Here is a 16874-nt window from a genome sequence, read left to right as displayed (position 1 = left end):
CCTTTGGGGTTTTCGTCGCATTGGAGTCTGATGCCCGAGTTGCCCGAGGTTGAGACCGTCCGCCGCGGCCTCGACAAGTGGGTCTCCGGCCGGCGCATCGCCACCGTCGAGGTGCTGCACCCGCGCGCGATCCGCCGCCACCTGCCCGGCGCCGTCCACTTCGCCGACGTCCTCGCCGGCCGCCGCGTCGGCGCGGTCCAGCGCCGCGGCAAGTACCTCTGGCTGCCGCTCGACGACGAGGACGCGCTCGTCGGCCACCTCGGCATGTCGGGCCAGCTGCTCATGCAGCCGGTCGAGGCGCCCGCCGAGGTGCACCTGAGGGTCCGGTTCACGTTCGACGACGACGGCCCCGAGCTGCGCTTCGTCGACCAGCGCACCTTCGGCGGCCTCGCGGTCTCCGCCGGCGGCGCGGTGCTGCCCGTGGAGCTCATTCACATCGCGCTCGACCCGGTCGACCCGTCGTTCTCCGACGAGGCGTTCGTGGAGAACCTGCGCCGCCGCCGTACCGACGTCAAGCGCGCACTGCTCGACCAGACCCTGATCTCCGGCGTCGGCAACATCTACGCCGACGAGGCACTCTGGCGCGCGAAGCTGCACGGCGCCCGCCCGACCGACCAGATCTCCCGCCCCGCCGTCCGCCGCCTGCTCGGCCACGTCCGCGACGTCCTCAACGAGGCGATCGTCCAGGGCGGCACCAGCTTCGACGCGCTCTACGTCAACGTCAACGGTGAGAGCGGCTACTTCGACCGCTCCCTCAACGCCTACGGCCGCGAGGGCCTGCCCTGCCCCCGCTGCGGCACCCCGATCCGCCGCGAGTCGTTCATGAACCGCTCGTCCTTCTCCTGCCCCCGCTGCCAGCCCCGGCCCCGTGCCGCCACGCAGCGCTCACCCCGCTGACCCCGCGTCAGCGCTCACCCCGCTGACTTCCCCCGCTCCCGTGCCGCCACGCAGCGCTCGCCGCGCTGACCCCGCGTCCGCGCTCACCCCGCTGACTTCTCCTGCCCCGCTGCCAGCCCCGCCTCCGTGCCGCCACGCAGCGCTCACCCCGCTGACCCCGCGTCAGCGTTCACTCCGCTGACCCCGTGTCAGATCTTGGTCCCTGGCTGGAACCGGCGGCCCGGGTTGCGGCGCTGGCCTGACCGCGTTCGTCGGTTGCCGTGCCGCGTCGGACGGCGACCAGCGGTTACCGCGCGCCGCGGCGGGTGGGCGGCGGTCGCGGGCGCGCGAAGGGCTTGATCAATTCCGTCGACGAGGCCGGGGAGGGGCCGGTCGCTGGTGGAGAGGCAGCGGGGGAGGCCTGTGCCGTGCCTGGCAGTTCTCACTGCACCTTACATCGGGCGATCTAATTGATCATGGAACTATCGCTCTGCGTAGCCTAACCCGTGCGGCCTGTTCTGGCGGCCGCGGTGGTGGCGGTCGTGGCAGTGGCGGTGTTGGTGAGGCGGTGCGGGCGAGGGCGGCGGGGGAGAGGGGTCGGCGGGTTGAGGTCGGCGAGGCCGGGGACCTGGCCGCACCAGGCGGGCAGGTCGGAGTACGGGTCCGGGGAGCCCAGGTCGGTCACCATGCCGAAGCCGGCCCCGCGGGCGACCTGCAGGCGGGCGGCCTCGTCGAGCTCCCACGGCGGCACCGCGTGGACGAGGTGGCCGTCGCCGGGGAGGGCGCCGGCGCCGTTCCAGCGGCGGTAGTCGCGCCAGCTGCCGTCGAAGACGCAGATGGGCAGGCCGAGGTCGCGGTAGGTCTGGTCGGGCGGGCCGCCCGGGTTGAGGACCACGTCGGGCAGGTCGGCGCGCTGGGCGAACCGGGCGGCGATGGCGACAGGGCCGATCGAGTGCGGGCTGACCGGCACCCTGTCGAGGAAGACGCCGCGGACCGGGTAGCCGGCCCAGCGGTACACATCGGCGCGGATCTGTTCGATCGGCCTGGTGGACAGGTTGACGTCGACGTAGCCGAGCAGCCGGACGCCGGCCGCGGCGAGCCTGCTCATGGCGGCCGTGTACACGGGGTCGCGCCCGCTGCCGGGGCCGCCCGCCACGTCGACGACGACGGTGAACGCGGAACCGTGTCCCGCGACGATCTCCCATGCGTGTGGCCGGGCGAGGGGATGCGCCCGCAGTGGCAGGAGCGTCGGAACCCGGTCCACGACCGGACTAACGATGCTGGGCCCCCTCAAGCACGGCCGGTGTCCACGGTCCAGTAGGGCGTCTTGCCGCGCATGGCGGCGCCGACGCCGATCGACTTCGTGGCACAGTCCAGCAGGATCTCGCGGTCGCTCTTGTCGCGCAGCCAGCCCTTGACGACGTCACCGGGGTCGCCGCCCTTGGCGACCAGCTCGCCGGCGAAGGCGTTGTAGCCGGCCTGGCGGGCGCGGTCGGCCGGGGAGCTGCCGTCGCTGCCCTGTGACCGGCTGAAGTCGTGGGTGAACATGTCGGCGCTGTGTGCCCTGGCCGCGGTACGCAGCTGCGGGTGCATCCGCAGCGCCTCACACCTGGCCTTGCGGCGCTCGCCGTTGACGAGTTGCACGACCCGGTCCTCGTAGCCGCTGTTGAAGCTGGCGTTGAGGGTCGGGGTGGCCTTCGCCGAGGTGGGGGCGGCGGAGGTCGGGGCGGCGCTGGTGGCGGCGTCCTCGGGTGAGGAGATGTCCGCCGCGGGGGCGGGGGGCGCGGGCTGGGCGGCCGCGGCGGCGGCCGAGGGCTCGCTCCCGCCGTCGGTCAGCGCGGGCACGATCATCGCGCCGATGCCGAAGAGGATCAGGACGGCCGTGACGGCCGCGGCGATGCCGGTGGGTCCGAGCCGGGCCAGCAAGCCAGGCTGCGGCGCGGTCATCGGGGATCTCCTTCAGGTGGGGGCCGAGCAGTGCGAAGCGCCGGACGCGGGTGAGGCGGAGCGAGTGATCTGAAACGGGTGAGGCGGAATTTCTTCGACACGACGCTACTTTGCAGTGGCGCTTGCGGGCAACTGGTGGCACACTGCCACGATCGGCTTCAGGGGTGTGATCACGCACCCGGGTGAGTGAGAACACCCTGGCCAGGACGTTTGGCGTGCCGGTTGGCTTGACGAAGTCGCCGACCGGGGGCGAACATAGAGGTGTCGCCAGTCGCGCCCAATCATGCCCTAGTGCTTCGGTCGCGGGTGCTGGGCGCGCGTTTGCCGGAATCCGACCGGCTGCGCTTATCAAGGAGACGATATGGCTAAGGCCCTCTTCGGCCACGTGGGCGGCGCGCCCGATCGGCGCCTCGTAGACGAGGTCACCCAGCTGCGTGCCAAGGTTCGGGCGCTCGAGTTCGAGGTTGTCCGGCTGCGCGCCGAGAATGACCGGCTCGCAGCGGCGGCCGCAGAGACGGACCACCTGGTCCGGCTCGTCGAGCCGGCGATGGCCTGACCCAAGGCCTTCGCAACCACGTAAGGAACGCCGGAGAAATCCGGCGCTCTGCACTGGAACCTACGCAGAACTGAACAGTAAACCCGCGCGCCGATCATCCTCTGGGTATCGGCGCGCAGTCATGTCATTACGCACCGCAAAGCAACGCCAAGAAAGCAGCAACATCAAGAAAGCGCCGTGCAGTCGTGTAACGACGCAGCGTCGACAATGGTTGCGAATGACTTCCGGGTGACATTTTCGCGGGTGCGCAGCAGCGCATTATGGTGTGCGGCACTGCCGGATTGGGTATCCTGCCGGGCGATAGTCTGCCCAGTACAAAGCCCGAGACAAGCCCGAGCGACGAACCCCGAGCGACGCCCAACCCAAACCCGTGGAGATCCGTGCATCTCAAGAGCCTGACGGTCAAGGGCTTCAAGTCCTTCGCGTCCGCGACCACGCTGCGTCTCGAGCCGGGCATCACCTGCGTCGTCGGCCCCAACGGGTCGGGCAAGTCCAACGTGGTGGACGCGATCTCCTGGGTTCTGGGCGAGCAGGGCGCCAAGGCACTGCGCGGCGGCAAGATGGAAGACGTGATCTTCGCCGGGACGGCCGGCCGGGCGCCGCTGGGCCGGGCCGAGGTCACGCTCACGATCGACAACACCGACGGCGCGTTGCCGATCGACTACACCGAGGTCTCGATCACCCGCCGGATGTTCCGCTCCGGTGAGAGCGAGTACGAGATCAACGGCAACCAGTGCCGGCTGCTCGACATCCAGGAGCTGCTGTCGGACTCCGGCATCGGCCGCGAGATGCACGTGATCGTCGGCCAGGGCCGGCTCGACGGCGTGCTGCACGCCCGCCCGGAGGACCGCAGGTCCTTCATCGAGGAGGCGGCCGGTGTACTGAAGCACCGCAAGCGCAAAGAGAAGGCGATCCGCAAGCTCGACGCGATGGCGGCCAACCTCAACCGCCTCGGTGACCTCACCACCGAGCTGCGCCGCCAGCTCAAGCCGCTCGGCCGGCAGGCCGAGGTCGCCCGCCGGGCCGCCGGCATCCAGGCCGACCTGCGCGACGCCCGGCTGCGCCTGCTCGCCGACGACCTCGCCACGCTGCGCACGTCCCTCGACAAGGAGATCGCGGACGAGACCGCGCTGCGGGCCCGCCGCGAGGAGGTCGAGGCCGAGGTCGAGTCGATCAACGAGCGGCTGGCGACCCTGGAGGCCGAGCACGCCGCCGACGCGCCGGTGCTCGCCGAGGCGCAGGAGACCTGGTTCCAGCTGTCGACGCTGCAGGAGCGGTACCGCTCGCTGCACCAGCTGGCCTCGGAGCGGCACCGCAACCTGTCCGCCGCCCCCGTCGACGAGCGGCCCGGCCGCGACCCCGACCAGCTGACGGCCGAGGCGGAGAAGGTACGGGAGCAGGAGGACGAGCTGCGGGCGGCCCTGGAGGCCAGCCAGGAGCGGCTCGCCGAGGCTGTCGACCGGCGGCAGGACCTGGAGCGGCGGCTCGCGTTCGCGGAGAGGGCGATCGTCGCCGCGCACAAGGCCATCGCCGACCGCCGTGAGGGCCTGGCGAAGCTCGCCGGCCAGGTCGAGTCCGCGCGCAGCCGCGCGACCGCCGCCGCCGACGAGATCGAGCGGCTGTCGGTGCAGCTCGCCGAGGCCGAGACGCGCTCCGAGCACGCCCACGCGCTGTACGAGGAGGCGAGCGCCGGCGCGAGCGTCGCCGACCACGCCAACGCCGACCTGGAGATCCGTCACCAGGAGGCCACCCGCGAGCTCGATGCGATCAACAACGAGGTCAAGCAGCACAGCGACGCCGAGCGGGCGGCCGAGAAGGACGCCGCGCAGTGGAAGGCCCGCGAGGAGGCCCTGGCGACCGGCCTGCGCCGCAAGGACGGTGCCGGCACGCTGCTCGCCCGCGCCGACCGGATCCCGGGCATGCTCGGCAGCGTCGCCGCGCTGCTGTCGGTGCAGGCCGGGCACGAGGCGGCCCTCGCCGCCGCGCTCGGTGCGCTCGCCGACGCCGTCGCGGTCGCCAACATCGACGGCGCCACCGCGTCCGTGGAGATGCTCAAGCAGGATGACGCGGGCCGGGCCGCGCTGCTGATCGCGTCCGCGCCGACGCACAGCGCGCCGCCGGTCGAGCGGGTCCCGCTGCCGCCCGGCGCCGCCTGGGCCCTGGACCTGGTCCGCGCACCCGACGAGCTGCGCCCCGCCCTCGAACGGGCGATCGGCGACGTGGTCTTCGCGCCGGACCTCACGGTCGCGAAGCGGATCGTGTCGTACGCGCCCAACCTGCGCGCCGTCACACCCGAGGGTGACGTCCTCGGCGCGTACGCGGCCGCCGGCGGGTCGGGCAAGCAGCACAGCTACATCGAGGTCCAGGCCGCCGTCGAGGAGGCCCGCCAGCAGAAGGTCGACGCGGAGCGTCGCGTCGCCGAGGCGCGCGAGCTGCTCGCCCTGGCCCGGCACGCCGCGACCGGCGCCAAGCAGCAGGTCGCGGAGGCCGCCGCGGCGAAGAAGGAGGCCGACAGCGCGCGGAACGCCGCCGCCCGCCGCCTCGCCGAGTTCGGCGCCGCCGCCAAGTCCGCGAAGGCCGAGGTCGAGCGGCACGCCGCCGCCCGCGCGAAGGCGGAGACGGCCCGCGAGTCCGGCGTGACCAGCCTCGCCGAGCTGGAGGAGCGGCTCGCCCTCGCCGAGGAGACGCCGATCGACGAGGACCCCTCGACGATGGAGCGCGACGACCTCGCCGCCGAGGTGCCCGTCGCCCGCCAGCAGGAGATGGAGGTCCGGCTCGCCGTCCGCACCGCCGAGGAGCGCGTCGGCGCTCTCGCCGGCCGGGCCGACGCGCTGCTGCGCCAGGCCGCCCAGGAGCGGGCCGCCCGCGAGCGGGCCGCCGCCCGCAAGGCCACCCGCGCCCGCGGCGCCAGGGTCGCCGAGACCGTGGTCGGCGCCGCCCAGCTGGCGCTGGACAATCTCGCCGAGTCGATCGCCGAGGCGCAGGAGACCCGCGACGCGCTCGCCGAGACCCGCGCCGAGCGCGAGTCGACGCTGACCGAGGTCCGGGGCCGCGCGAAGCAGTTCACCGCCGAGCTGGACCGGCTCACCAACGCCGTGCACCGCGACGAGGTCGCCCGGGCCGAGCAGCGGATGCGCATCGAGCAGCTGGAGGCGCGCTCCGCCGAGGAGTTCGGCCTCGACGCCGACACGCTCGTCGCCGAGTACGGCCCGCACCTGGAGGTGCCGCCCACCGCGCCCGAGGTTGCCGCCGCGGAGGCCGAGGGCAAGCCGGCGCCCTCGCCGGTGCCCTTCGACCGGGCCACGCAGGAGAAGCGCGCCGCGAAGGCCGAGCGCGAGCTCAACCTGCTGGGCAAGGTCAACCCCCTCGCCCTGGAGGAGTTCGCGGCGATGGAGGAGCGTTTCAAGTTCCTCTCCGACCAGCTCGAGGACCTCAAGGCGACCCGCCGTGACCTGCTCACCGTCGTGAAGGACGTCGACGACCGCATCCTCGAGGTCTTCACCAGCGCATACCACGACACGGCGCGCGAGTTCGAGCAGGTCTTCTCGGTGCTGTTCCCCGGCGGCGAGGGCCGCCTGGTGCTCACCGACCCCGAGGACATGCTCACCACCGGCATCGAGGTCGAGGCCCGCCCGCCGGGCAAGAAGATCAAGCGGCTGTCGCTGCTGTCGGGTGGCGAGCGGTCGCTGACCGCGGTCGCGCTGCTGTGCGCGATCTTCCGGGCCCGCCCCTCGCCGTTCTACATCATGGACGAGGTCGAGGCGGCCCTCGACGACGTCAACCTCGGCCGCCTGATCACGCTCTTCGAGCAGCTCCGCGAGAAGAGCCAGCTGATCATCATCACGCACCAGAAGCGCACGATGGAGGTCGCCGACGCCCTCTACGGCGTCACCATGCGCCAGGGTGTGACCGAAGTCATCTCTCAGCGCCTCCGCACGGAAGAAGCCGCATGACGACTCGCCCCACCGCTCTGTTGATCGATTTCGACGGTGTACTGCGCCGCCACGACCCGGCGATCGCCGAGCTGGTCGAGCTGCGGCACGGCCTGGAGCCTGGGGCCATCCTCGCCGCCGGGCTCGAATGGGACCGGCAGCTGCCGGCGATCACCGGGCAGATCAAGCGCGACGAGTGGCTCGAGAGCATCGCCGAGGCCCTGGGCGTCGACGGGTCCGTCGTGCAGGAGTGGGACGCGTACAAGGGCGAGATCGTGCCCGAGGTGCTGCGCTTCGTGAAGGACGTCAGGGCCGCGGGCATGAAGGTCGGCCTGGCGACCAACGCCATGGACGACCTCGGCGACATCCTCGCGCTGCACGGGCTCACCAAGCAGTTCGACGCGGTCGCCAACTCCTCGGAGATCAGCGTGCACAAGCCGGCGCCGGGCTTCTTCCGCGCCGCGTGCGCGCTGATCGGCGCGCACCCGAAGCAGTGCCTGTTCATCGACGACACCGACCGCAACATCCGCGCGGCGCGAGCGGCAGGCCTCTCGGCCTACCGCTACACGCCCGGCGACGACCTGAGCTACGCGAGGAAGGCTCTGGGGATCTAGAGCGAGGCCTCGATCGCCTTCACGACCTCATCGGACTTGGGCGTGTCCCGCGGCGAGAAGCGGGCCGCGACCGTGCCGTCGGGGGCGATCAGGAACTTCTCGAAGTTCCACCGGATGTCCCCGGTGTAGCCCTCGGCGTCCGGGACGTCGACCAGGTGCTGGTAGAGCGGGTGCCGGCCGTCGCCGTTCACCTCGACCTTCTCCGTCATCGGGAAGGTCACGCCGTAGGTCGTGCTGCAGAACTCGGCGATCTCCTCCGTGGTGCCCGGCTCCTGCCCGCCGAACTGGTTGCACGGCACGCCGAGCACGGTGAACCCGCGGTCGCCGTACTCCTTCTGCAGCGCCTCCAGCTCGGTGTACTGCGGCGTCAGTCCGCACTTCGAGGCGACATTGACGACCAGCACGGGGTGCCCGCGGAACTGGCCGAGGTCCAGCGGATCGCCCTGCAGCCCGGCGATCTCGACGTCGTAGATGCTCATGGGGTGATCGTATGCCGACCTTGACTTCGGGGGTTCGTTCGGTACATTAACAAAGACCGATCCCGGTGAGCCCACCCTCACTCACCGCGGTCTCGCCCGTGATCCTCGCCGGACGGCGCCGGTGGACCTGCCCTTTCGCGCATTGCGTGAGAGGCACGCCCGCGACCGCCGTACCCCCGAGGAGGGCCCAGCCATCATGGCCGTTGTCACCGTGCGCAATCCCGGCACCGGCGAAGTGCTGGGGGAGGTGCCCGAGACCGGCGCGGCGCAGGTCGCCGCGACCGTCGAGCGGGCCGGTAAAGCCCAGCGGGCGATGGCCGCCACCCCCGCGCACGAGCGCGCCGCGCTGCTGCGCCGCGTCGCCGACCTGATCGAGGCCGAGCTCGAAGGCCTCGCCCGGCTCCTCGCCGCCGAGAACGGCAAGCCGATCCAGCAGACCCGCGGCGAGGTCGAGGCCGCGATCCGCATCTTCCGCGCGACCGCGGGGGAGGCGACCAGGCTCTTCGGCCGGCAGATCCCGCTGGACGCCGTGCCGGGCCTGGAGCGGCACCTCGCGGTCACCATCCGCGAGCCGCTCGGCGTCGTCGCCGCGCTCGTGCCGTTCAACTATCCGGTCGAGCTGTACGCGCACAAGGCCGCCGCGGCCCTCGCCGCCGGCAACGCGGTCGTCGTGCAGCCCCCCGCCCGCTGCCCCCTGGCGGTGCTGCGGATCGCCGAGCTGGTGGAGCAGGCGGGAGCGCCCCGCGACGCGCACCAGGTCGTCATCGGCGGCGCCGAGGTCAGCCGGCAGCTCGCCGAGATGAGCGGGATCGCCGCCGTCACCCTGACCGGCAGCACCGCCGCCGGCCGCGAGATCGCCCGCCTGGCCGCGGGCACGCTCAAGCAGGTCCACCTGGAGCTCGGCGGCAACGACGCGCTGATCGTCTGCGCCGACGCCGACGTCGAGGAGGCCGCCCGCGCCGTCGTGCTGGGCCGGCTCGCCCGGGGCAACGGGCAGATCTGCTGTGCGGTCAAGCGGGTGTACGTCCAGACGGCGGTCCACGACGCGTTCGTCGACGCCCTGGTCGCGCAGACCGCGAAGCTGACGGTCGGCGACCAGCTGCTGGAGTCCACGGACGTCGGCCCGCTCATCGCCGAGGAGGCCGCCGGGCGGGTGCTCGACGCCGTCCGGACGCTCGTCGGCGACGGCGCCCGGCTCGTCGCCGGCGGGGTCCGCACGCAGGCCTTCATGGACCCGACCGTGCTGGTCGACGTGCCCGCCGCCAGCCCGGCGTTCGCCGAGGAGATCTTCGGGCCGGTGGCGCCCGTGGCCCGCTTCGACGACCCGGCGGAGGCGGTCCGGCTCGCCAACGACTCCCCGTACGGCCTGCACGCCGCCGTCTTCACCCGGGACATCTCCCGCGCGCTGAGCATCGCCAGGCAGCTGGACGTCGGCGGCGTCGTCGTCAACGGCTCGACCGCGCTGCGGGCGGAGAACCTGCCGTTCGGCGGCACCAAGGACACCGGCGGCTACCGCGAGGGCGTCCACGACACGGTCCTCGACCTGACCCGGCAGAAGACGGTCGTCGTCATGGACGCCTTCCGATGACGCTGCGGCTGCGCGACGTCCACAAGTCCTACGCCGGCGTCGAGGTCCTGCACGGGGTGACGCTGCACGGCGAGCCCGGCGAGGTCCTCGCAATCGTGGGCGCCAACGGCGCCGGCAAGTCCACCCTGATCAAGGTGCTCGCCGGAGTCGTACCGATGAGCTCCGGCACCCTCTCGTGGGACGACGCCGAGCTGACCCTGCGCACCCCGCACGACGCGCACGCCGCCGGCATCCGCACCGTGCACCAGGAGCTCTCCCTGGTGCCCGAGCTGTCGGTCACGGAGAACCTGCTGATGGGCGACTTCCCGCGCCGGTTCGGCCTGATCGACTGGCCGGCCGCGCACCGGCGGGCCGGTCGGCTGCTGGAGGAGATCGGCTTCGGCGGCATCGACCCGCGGCTGAAGGCGGCCACGCTGTCCGTGGCCCGGCAGCAGATGGTCGAGATCGCCAAGGCCCTCGTCAGCGAACCCCGCGTCCTCGTCCTCGACGAGCCGTCCGCGGTCCTCGCCGGCGCGGACCTCGACGCGTTGTTCGCGGTGATCCGGCGGCTGCAGGAGCGCGGGGTGCTGGTGGTGTACGTGTCGCACCGCCTCGCCGAGGTCCTGGAGCTGGCCACCCGCATCGTCGTGGTCAAGGACGGCCACGTCGTGGCGACCACCACCCCGGACGCCACCGACGAGGGGACCCTCATCCGGCTCATGGCGGGCCGGACCGTGGACCGGATCTACCCGGAGCGCCGGCCCGCCCTCGGAGCGCTGCCGGGGGAGCCGCTGCTGACCGTCGACGGGCTCGGCAGGACGGGGGAGTTCGACGGCGTGTCGTTCACGCTGCGGGCCGGCGAGATCGTGGGGCTCTTCGGCCTCGTCGGGTCGGGCCGCAGCGAACTGGCCGCGTGCCTGTTCGGAGCCGCCCGCCCGACCGCGGGCGCGGCGTTCCGCAGCCCGAAGGAGGCGATCCGGGCGGGCGTCGCGATGGTGACGGAGGACCGGGCCGGCAGCGGCCTGGTGCTCGGCATGACCGTCCGGGACAACATCGGCCTCACCACCTGGCGGTCGACCGCCCGCGGCCCGTTCATCGACCGCACCCGGCAGCAGGCTTCCGTGCACGGCATGATCGAGCGGCTCGGCATCCGCCCCGACCGGTGCGCGGGCATGCCGGTCGTACACCTGAGCGGCGGCAACCAGCAGAAGGTCGTGCTCGCCAAGTGGCTGCTCACCGGCCCCCGCGTGCTGATCCTCGACGAGCCGACCCGCGGGGTCGACATGGCCACCCGGGTCGAGATCTACCGCACCGTGGACGGGCTCGCCCGCGAGGGAATGGGCGTGCTGCTCATCTCCTCCGACCTGACCGAGGTGCTCGGCGCCACCGACCGGGTCCTCGTCATGCGGCAGGGCCGGCTCGCCGGTGAGCTGCCGTCCGAAGGCACCACCGAGGAACAGGTCCTGGAGAGGGCGATCGCGTGACAACGTTGGCGCTTCGGTTCCGAAACCGGGATGTGACCGTCGAGGTGGCCTTCACGCTGCTGATCGCGGCGCTGATCGTCGTCGCGGCCACCACGTCGGACAGCTTTCTCAGCGGCACCAACATCACCAACCTCCTCAAGCAGATGGTCACCACGGGGCTGCTCGCCTTCGGCATGCTCGTCGTGATCCTCACCGGCGGGATCGACCTGTCCGTCGGGTCGGTCGTGGCGTTCGCCGGGATCGTGACCGCGGGCCTGGCCGCCGACCTGCCGATCCCGTTGGCGATGGCGGCCGGCGTCCTGTGCGGGCTCGCGTTCGGCGCGGTCAACGGCATCCTGGTGGCCCGGTTCGAGCTCGCGCCGTTCGTGGTCACCCTCGCGGCGCTCACCACGGTCCGAGGGCTCGCGTTCGTCTACTCGGAGGTGCCGATCGCACCGGCCGACCCCGCGTTCCTCACGCTGGGCTCGGCCATGGTCGGCCCCGTCCCCCTGATCACGCTGATCATGCTGGCCGTCTTCGCGATCGGTGGCGTGTTCCTGGCCCGGACGCCACCCGGGCGCTCGATCATCGCCATCGGCGGCAACGCGGAGACGGTCCGCCTGGCGGGCATCGACGTGCGACGGCACATCGTGCTCGCCTACTGCGTCAGCGGCTTCTGTGCCGGACTCGCCGGGGTCATCCTGACCAGCCGGGTCGGCATCGCACAACCCAGCGTCGGGGTCGCCTTCGAGCTCGACGCGATCGCGGCCTGCGTCATCGGCGGCGCGAGCCTGTCCGGAGGCCGGGGTTCGGCGAAGGGTGCCTTCGGCGGGGTGCTCGTCCTGGTCCTGATCAACAACCTGCTGAACCTGTACGGCGTGCAGTCGTTCTGGCAGCAGGTGCTCAAGGGACTGATCATCATCGCGGTCATCCTCGTGCAGCGCTCGAGGCGGCCGCGCTCCGTCGCGAAGGGACGCGCATGAGAAGAGCCTTATCCCTGCTTCTGGTGGCGGCACTGGGCCTCACCGCCTGCTCCGACGACCCTGCGGGGAAGGACGGGTACACCGTCGGCGTCGCGAACTTCCTGCTCAGCGGGCCGTACTTCAGCGGCATGGACGCCGCGATCGCCGCGCAGGCCAAGACCAAGGGCAACGTGAAGATCGTCAGCACCGACGCCGGGGGCGACGCCGCCAAGCTCGCCGCCAACGTCGAGGACCTGCTCAGCAAGAACGTCGACGCGATCATCATCTCGGGCGGGCCGCTCGAGTCGGCGCCGGCCGCCCTGAACGCGATCAAGGCGGCGGGCAAGCCCGTCGTGCTGGTCGACCGGAAGTTCGCCACCGGCGAGTACACCAGCTGGATCGGGCCAGACAACGAAGCCATCGGCAAGCAGGACGGCGAGTTCCTGGCGGGCCGCGTCAAGGGCAAGGTCGCGATCATCAAGGGCGGGCCGGCGGACAACTCGATCGGTCTGGCCCGCACCAACGGGTTGAAGTCGGTGCTCGGTACCAAGGCCGACATCACCCTCATCGAGGCCCCCGACTTCGGCAACTGGGGCTCCGACGGCGGGCTCACCGTCATGGAGGGGCTGCTCGCCAAGCACCCCGACCTCGTCGCCGTCTTCTGCGAGAACGACGCGATGTGCCTCGGCGCGCAGCGGGCGGTCGCCGCCGCAGGCAAGGCCGGGCAGATCGTGCTCGCCGGCGTCGACGGGCAGGCCGAGGCGCTCAAGGCGATCCTCGACGGCACCAACTACGTCGTCACCGGCCTCAACAGCCCGAAGGTGATCGGCTCGCTCGCCCTGGACCGCACGGTCGAGGTCCTCGGCGGCGCCAAGGTCGAGAAGGACACCGTCGTGCCCTCGCCGCAGATCACCAAGGACAACGCGTCCCAATACCTCTAGGAGCGTCCACATGAGACGACTGCTCGTAGGTGCCCTGGTCGCCGGTTCGCTGGTCGCGATCCCGGCCGCCCCCGCCGCGGCGGCACCGACCTGGCGGCTGCTCTACTCCGAGAACTTCGCCCAGCCCATCAACACAGGCAACGCGCCGTGGGTCCGCGAGATCTACGCCAACCCGTTCGACACCATCACCGACGACGCCGGGCAGTGGTACCGCAACGACTACGGGCCCACCTGGACGACGCAGTTCAACTCGTTCGACACCTACCGCAAGGAGTTCACCGTCGGGCAGAACGGCTGGCTCACCGCCTCGCTGTCGGCCCGCGACTTCAACAAGGACGGCGTGCTGGAGGCGCCGCCGTCGATCACCACCGCCACGGTCGGCGGGTCCAGCGCCGCGGTCCTCAACGTGCCCGAGAGCACCGGTGGGGCGATCTTCCGCCCGACGCAGGCGCTGCCCGACCAGTACCGCATCGAGTACAAGCTCAAGACGATCGACTTCGGCGGCAAGCGCAACGGCACCATCAACTACAACGGCCGGGTCAACGGCTACTCGACCGCGGGCTGCAAGACCCAGCACCCGTGGGGCGAGGGCTCCAACAGCCCCGGCTGGAGCGGCGACGCGTCGGTGCCCTACTGCGAGTGGCAGGACGTGCGGGCCGGACCCTACGGGTACAACGGCTTCCACTTCCTGTCGATCGTCGACTTCGCCAACCCCGCGCCGCGCAACAACCACTTCTGGCACTACCACCGCAAGGTGCTGATGGACTCGTTCTCCCAGCACCCCGACCGGGTCGGGTCCGGCACCGGCGGCCGGGTCTGCAACGCCGCGAACAACACGTACTACAACTACCGCGACGGCAACTTCAACACCGTCAACATGTGGATCTCCGGCATGCCCAACTGGAACCCGGGTGCCGGCGGCCTGCCCGGCAACTCCCAGTGGTTCATGACCAGCTGCTCCGGCGGCGCCGCGGAGAACCAGCTGTCCAGCGCCGCGGAGCTGCAGCCGGAGCTCATGCCCAACGAGTACTACACGTTCGCGATCGAGCGCGACGCGACCGGCTACACGCTCGAGGCGAGCGGCAACTTCGCCCGCTCCGGGCAGCGGACGCTGCGCTTCCACCGCGACTTCGTCGTCAACAACGTGCCGATCTGGCACTACAACACCACGGCCGCCGGGTACAACGGCCAGTTCAACGGCAACCTGGTGCAGAACGACGACTTCGGCAGCACCACGTGGCCCAACCAGTGGCCCTCCGGCTCCGCCTACCCTGACTCGTTCGTGATCGGTGACCTCTACACCAACGTGTACGAGGGATCCGCCAGCCTCACCGACATCAAGCTCTTCGTGCCCGACACCGCGCCCGCGCCCAACCTGGCCCTGAACAAGGCGGCCACGGCGTCGTCGCAGTGCGCGGCGGCCGAGGCGCCGGCGAAGGCGGTCAACGGCAGCTGGACCGGCGGCCTGTCGGACAAGTGGTGCGCGCTGGGCGCGAACAAGTGGCTGCGCGTCGACCTGGGCTCCAACCAGCAGGTCGGCAAGATCGTCCTGCGGCACTCGGGGGCGGGCGGCGAGAAGGCCAGCTGGAACACGAAGGACTTCGACCTGCAGACCAGCCTGGACGGCAACACCTGGACGACCGTCGCCCAGGTGCGGGGCAACACCGCGAACACCACCACGCACACGTTCACCCCGCGGACGGCACGACATCTCCGCCTGAACGTGATCACCCCGACGAACGACAGCGACACCGCCGCCCGGATCTTCGAGCTGGAGGCGTACGCGGCCTAGCCGGGAACCCGATCGAGGACTCTGGGCAGGGTCAGCTGAGCTGCAGCGACGCGACCTTGCCCAGGGTCTTGTCCGGGCGGGTGCCCTCGACCGTGACGTGCGCGGAGCGGCCGTCGAGCAGGAGCACGCCGACGGCGTTGCCGAAGTACGGGTCGGCGGTCTTGTCCCAGCGGACCGGCGGCGGGGGCAGGCCCACGGAGCGGGCGAGGGCCCGCATCAGCTTCGCGGCGGGCGGGTTCCAGCCGAACTTCATCGCCGGGCGGATGTACCTCGGCATGTCGTTGTGGACCGGCGAGCAGGTCAGCTGGTGCACCGGGCTGACCACGGAGCTGTCGAGGTCCGCCCGGGCGGCGTAGGAGTGGTGAACGTCACCCGACAGTACGCTGATCGATGCCGGGGGCGGCGAGACGCCGCCCTGGCCCGCGCCGACCTTGCTCAGCAGCTCGGTGAGGCCGTCGAACGACCGCGAGAAGGCCGCCCAGTGCTCCAGGTCGACCGCCTGGCGGAGCTTCTCGCCGAACTTCGACACCCAGTCGCGCGGCGACTCGGCGATCCGCTCGGTGGCGGCCTCCAGGTGGTGGATCGCCGGCGGCAGCAGCCACGGCAGCGAGGAGCCGATCAGCAGGTGGTCGTAGTCGCCGGGGATCCGCTCGGTGAGCCACTGCCATTCCGACTCCCGGAGCATCGCCCGGTGGCCGCGCTCCAGCACGCGGGCGGCGCGGTTGTCGACCACGATCAGCCGGGTGCGGTCGATGTCGATGGTGTAGCTCCACCGGTACGCGGTGGGCTCGTGGTCCGCGCGGGTGCCGAAGGCGTCCAGGACCTCGGTGGCGTCGCCGCCGGCCCGCATGACCGCGGCATAGACGAAGTCGTCGTCGAGGGCGCTGGGCGCGATGTTGCCCAGGTGCTGGTAGACCCAGTAGGAGGAGAGGCCGGCCTGGATGCGCTGCTCCCACCAGGACAGGTCGGCCATCTTGGCGCGCCATCGGTCGGAGGTGTTCCAGTCGTCGATGATCTCGTGGTCGTCGAAGATCATCACGCTCGGGACGGTGGACAGCAGCCAGCGGATCTCCGGGTCGCCCCACGAGTCGAGGTAGAGCTTCGTGTATTCGTGGTAGTCCACCACCTGCTTCTTCGGCGCGTCGGCGCGGCGCTTGCGGCGGCGGAGCCACTTCTGGATCTTCTCGGGGGTCTCGTCCGCGTACACCTGGTCGCCGAGCAGCACGAGCATGTCGGGCCACTCGGTGGGCGCGTCGGCGTTGATCGACTCGATGAGCCGCCCCGCGTAGGCGTCCAGCGCGTCGGGTGGGAACCGGGTCACGCTCAGTGGGCTCGACTCGCGGCAGGAGCCGAAGATCAGCCGGACCGGCGCGCCCGAGGGCCGCGTGCGGATCGCCGAGGGCGGTGCGTCGCTGTCCGGCGGCGGCCAGACCACCGTGCCGTCGATGCTCACCCTGTACGGCGTGACCGCGTCCTCCGGCAGCCCGGACACCACGACCAGGGCGTAGTGGTGCCCGTGGACGGTGAAGGTGCGGGCGGAGCCGCCGGCGGGTGCGGCGTCGACCTCGACGGTCGCCGGGTGTGACGTCTCCACCCAGATCGTGGCGCGGTCGCCCTCGACGCGGCGGAGCACGGGTCCCAGCAGCAGCGGGCCGTGGTCCTGGTCGAGCGACTGGGAGGGGTCGTCGTCCGGCATGTCTGTTGACCTCCAGGACGCCGCTGGGGCGCTTCGGGGCAGGGGCGAA

General features: G+C 71.6%; 13 protein-coding genes. 9 read left to right on the top strand and 4 right to left on the bottom strand.

Annotation, left to right across the window (positions count from 1 at the left end):
- Window positions 1-30 precede the first annotated feature (30 nt).
- Window positions 31-897: a bifunctional DNA-formamidopyrimidine glycosylase/DNA-(apurinic or apyrimidinic site) lyase gene (mutM, locus tag ABZ321_RS02560; protein WP_354888780.1), complete on the top strand. Its 867-nt coding sequence runs from the start codon at window positions 31-33 to the stop codon at window positions 895-897.
- 478 nt (window positions 898-1375) lie between these two features.
- Here mutM and ABZ321_RS02555 read toward each other — a convergent pair whose 3' ends face one another.
- Together ABZ321_RS02555 and ABZ321_RS02550 are read right to left on the bottom strand one after the other, a co-directional pair.
- Window positions 1376-2140, bottom strand: a complete 765-nt coding sequence (locus ABZ321_RS02555; RefSeq protein ID WP_354888777.1) for a spherulation-specific family 4 protein — start codon at window positions 2138-2140, stop codon at window positions 1376-1378.
- A gap of 26 nt (window positions 2141-2166) precedes the next feature.
- Entirely contained in the window at window positions 2167-2823 is a 657-nt protein-coding gene (locus ABZ321_RS02550; RefSeq protein ID WP_354888774.1) for a CAP domain-containing protein, read from the bottom strand.
- A 361-nt stretch (window positions 2824-3184) separates the two neighbouring features.
- On the opposite strand from ABZ321_RS02550, the gene ABZ321_RS02545 reads away from it, so the two are divergent.
- From ABZ321_RS02545 to ABZ321_RS02535, 3 genes are all read left to right on the top strand, one after another.
- Window positions 3185-3379: a hypothetical protein gene (locus ABZ321_RS02545; RefSeq protein ID WP_033357811.1), complete on the top strand. Its 195-nt coding sequence runs from the start codon at window positions 3185-3187 to the stop codon at window positions 3377-3379.
- Window positions 3380-3759: 380 nt separating this feature from the next.
- Window positions 3760-7332 carry a chromosome segregation protein SMC gene (gene smc, locus ABZ321_RS02540; protein WP_354888771.1) on the top strand — a complete coding sequence of 1191 codons (3573 nt, stop codon included), beginning with the start codon at window positions 3760-3762 and terminating at the stop codon, window positions 7330-7332.
- Window positions 7329-7925 carry an HAD-IA family hydrolase gene (locus ABZ321_RS02535; RefSeq protein ID WP_354888768.1) on the top strand — a complete coding sequence of 199 codons (597 nt, stop codon included), beginning with the start codon at window positions 7329-7331 and terminating at the stop codon, window positions 7923-7925. The genes smc and ABZ321_RS02535 overlap by 4 nt, the downstream gene beginning before the upstream one ends.
- Here the strand turns inward: ABZ321_RS02535 and ABZ321_RS02530 are convergent.
- On the bottom strand, window positions 7922-8404 hold the full coding sequence (locus tag ABZ321_RS02530) for a glutathione peroxidase (RefSeq protein ID WP_354888765.1): 483 nt from the start codon (window positions 8402-8404) through the stop codon (window positions 7922-7924). The genes ABZ321_RS02535 and ABZ321_RS02530 overlap by 4 nt on opposite strands.
- A gap of 196 nt (window positions 8405-8600) precedes the next feature.
- On the opposite strand from ABZ321_RS02530, the gene ABZ321_RS02525 reads away from it, so the two are divergent.
- Genes ABZ321_RS02525 through ABZ321_RS02505 form a run of 5 tightly spaced genes read left to right on the top strand, consistent with a single transcriptional unit; the run spans window position 8601 to window position 15129 of the window.
- The gene (locus ABZ321_RS02525; protein ID WP_354888762.1) at window positions 8601-9992 is read left to right on the top strand and encodes an aldehyde dehydrogenase family protein; all 1392 of its coding nucleotides are present in this window, start codon (window positions 8601-8603) and stop codon (window positions 9990-9992) included.
- Entirely contained in the window at window positions 9989-11455 is a 1467-nt protein-coding gene (locus ABZ321_RS02520) for a sugar ABC transporter ATP-binding protein (protein ID WP_354888759.1), read from the top strand. Before ABZ321_RS02525 ends, ABZ321_RS02520 begins: the two co-directional genes overlap by 4 nt.
- A 32-nt stretch (window positions 11456-11487) precedes the next feature.
- Window positions 11488-12417: an ABC transporter permease gene (locus ABZ321_RS02515; protein WP_344507967.1), complete on the top strand. Its 930-nt coding sequence runs from the start codon at window positions 11488-11490 to the stop codon at window positions 12415-12417.
- A complete protein-coding gene (locus tag ABZ321_RS02510; protein ID WP_344507965.1) occupies window positions 12414-13337 on the top strand; it encodes a substrate-binding domain-containing protein in 924 nt (307 codons plus the stop codon). The genes ABZ321_RS02515 and ABZ321_RS02510 overlap by 4 nt, the downstream gene beginning before the upstream one ends.
- 10 nt (window positions 13338-13347) lie before the next feature.
- A complete protein-coding gene (locus tag ABZ321_RS02505; RefSeq protein WP_354888755.1) occupies window positions 13348-15129 on the top strand; it encodes a discoidin domain-containing protein in 1782 nt (593 codons plus the stop codon).
- A gap of 31 nt (window positions 15130-15160) precedes the next feature.
- Here ABZ321_RS02505 and ABZ321_RS02500 read toward each other — a convergent pair whose 3' ends face one another.
- A complete protein-coding gene (locus ABZ321_RS02500) occupies window positions 15161-16825 on the bottom strand; it encodes an alkaline phosphatase D family protein (protein WP_354888752.1) in 1665 nt (554 codons plus the stop codon).
- Window positions 16826-16874 lie beyond the last annotated feature (49 nt).

It is taken from the genome of Dactylosporangium sp. NPDC006015 (genome assembly GCF_040614215.1).
GTDB lineage: Bacteria > Actinomycetota > Actinomycetes > Mycobacteriales > Micromonosporaceae > Dactylosporangium > Dactylosporangium maewongense.
Note: the sequence above shows the minus strand (reverse complement) of the source record. Positions and strands in the feature narration are given on the sequence as shown.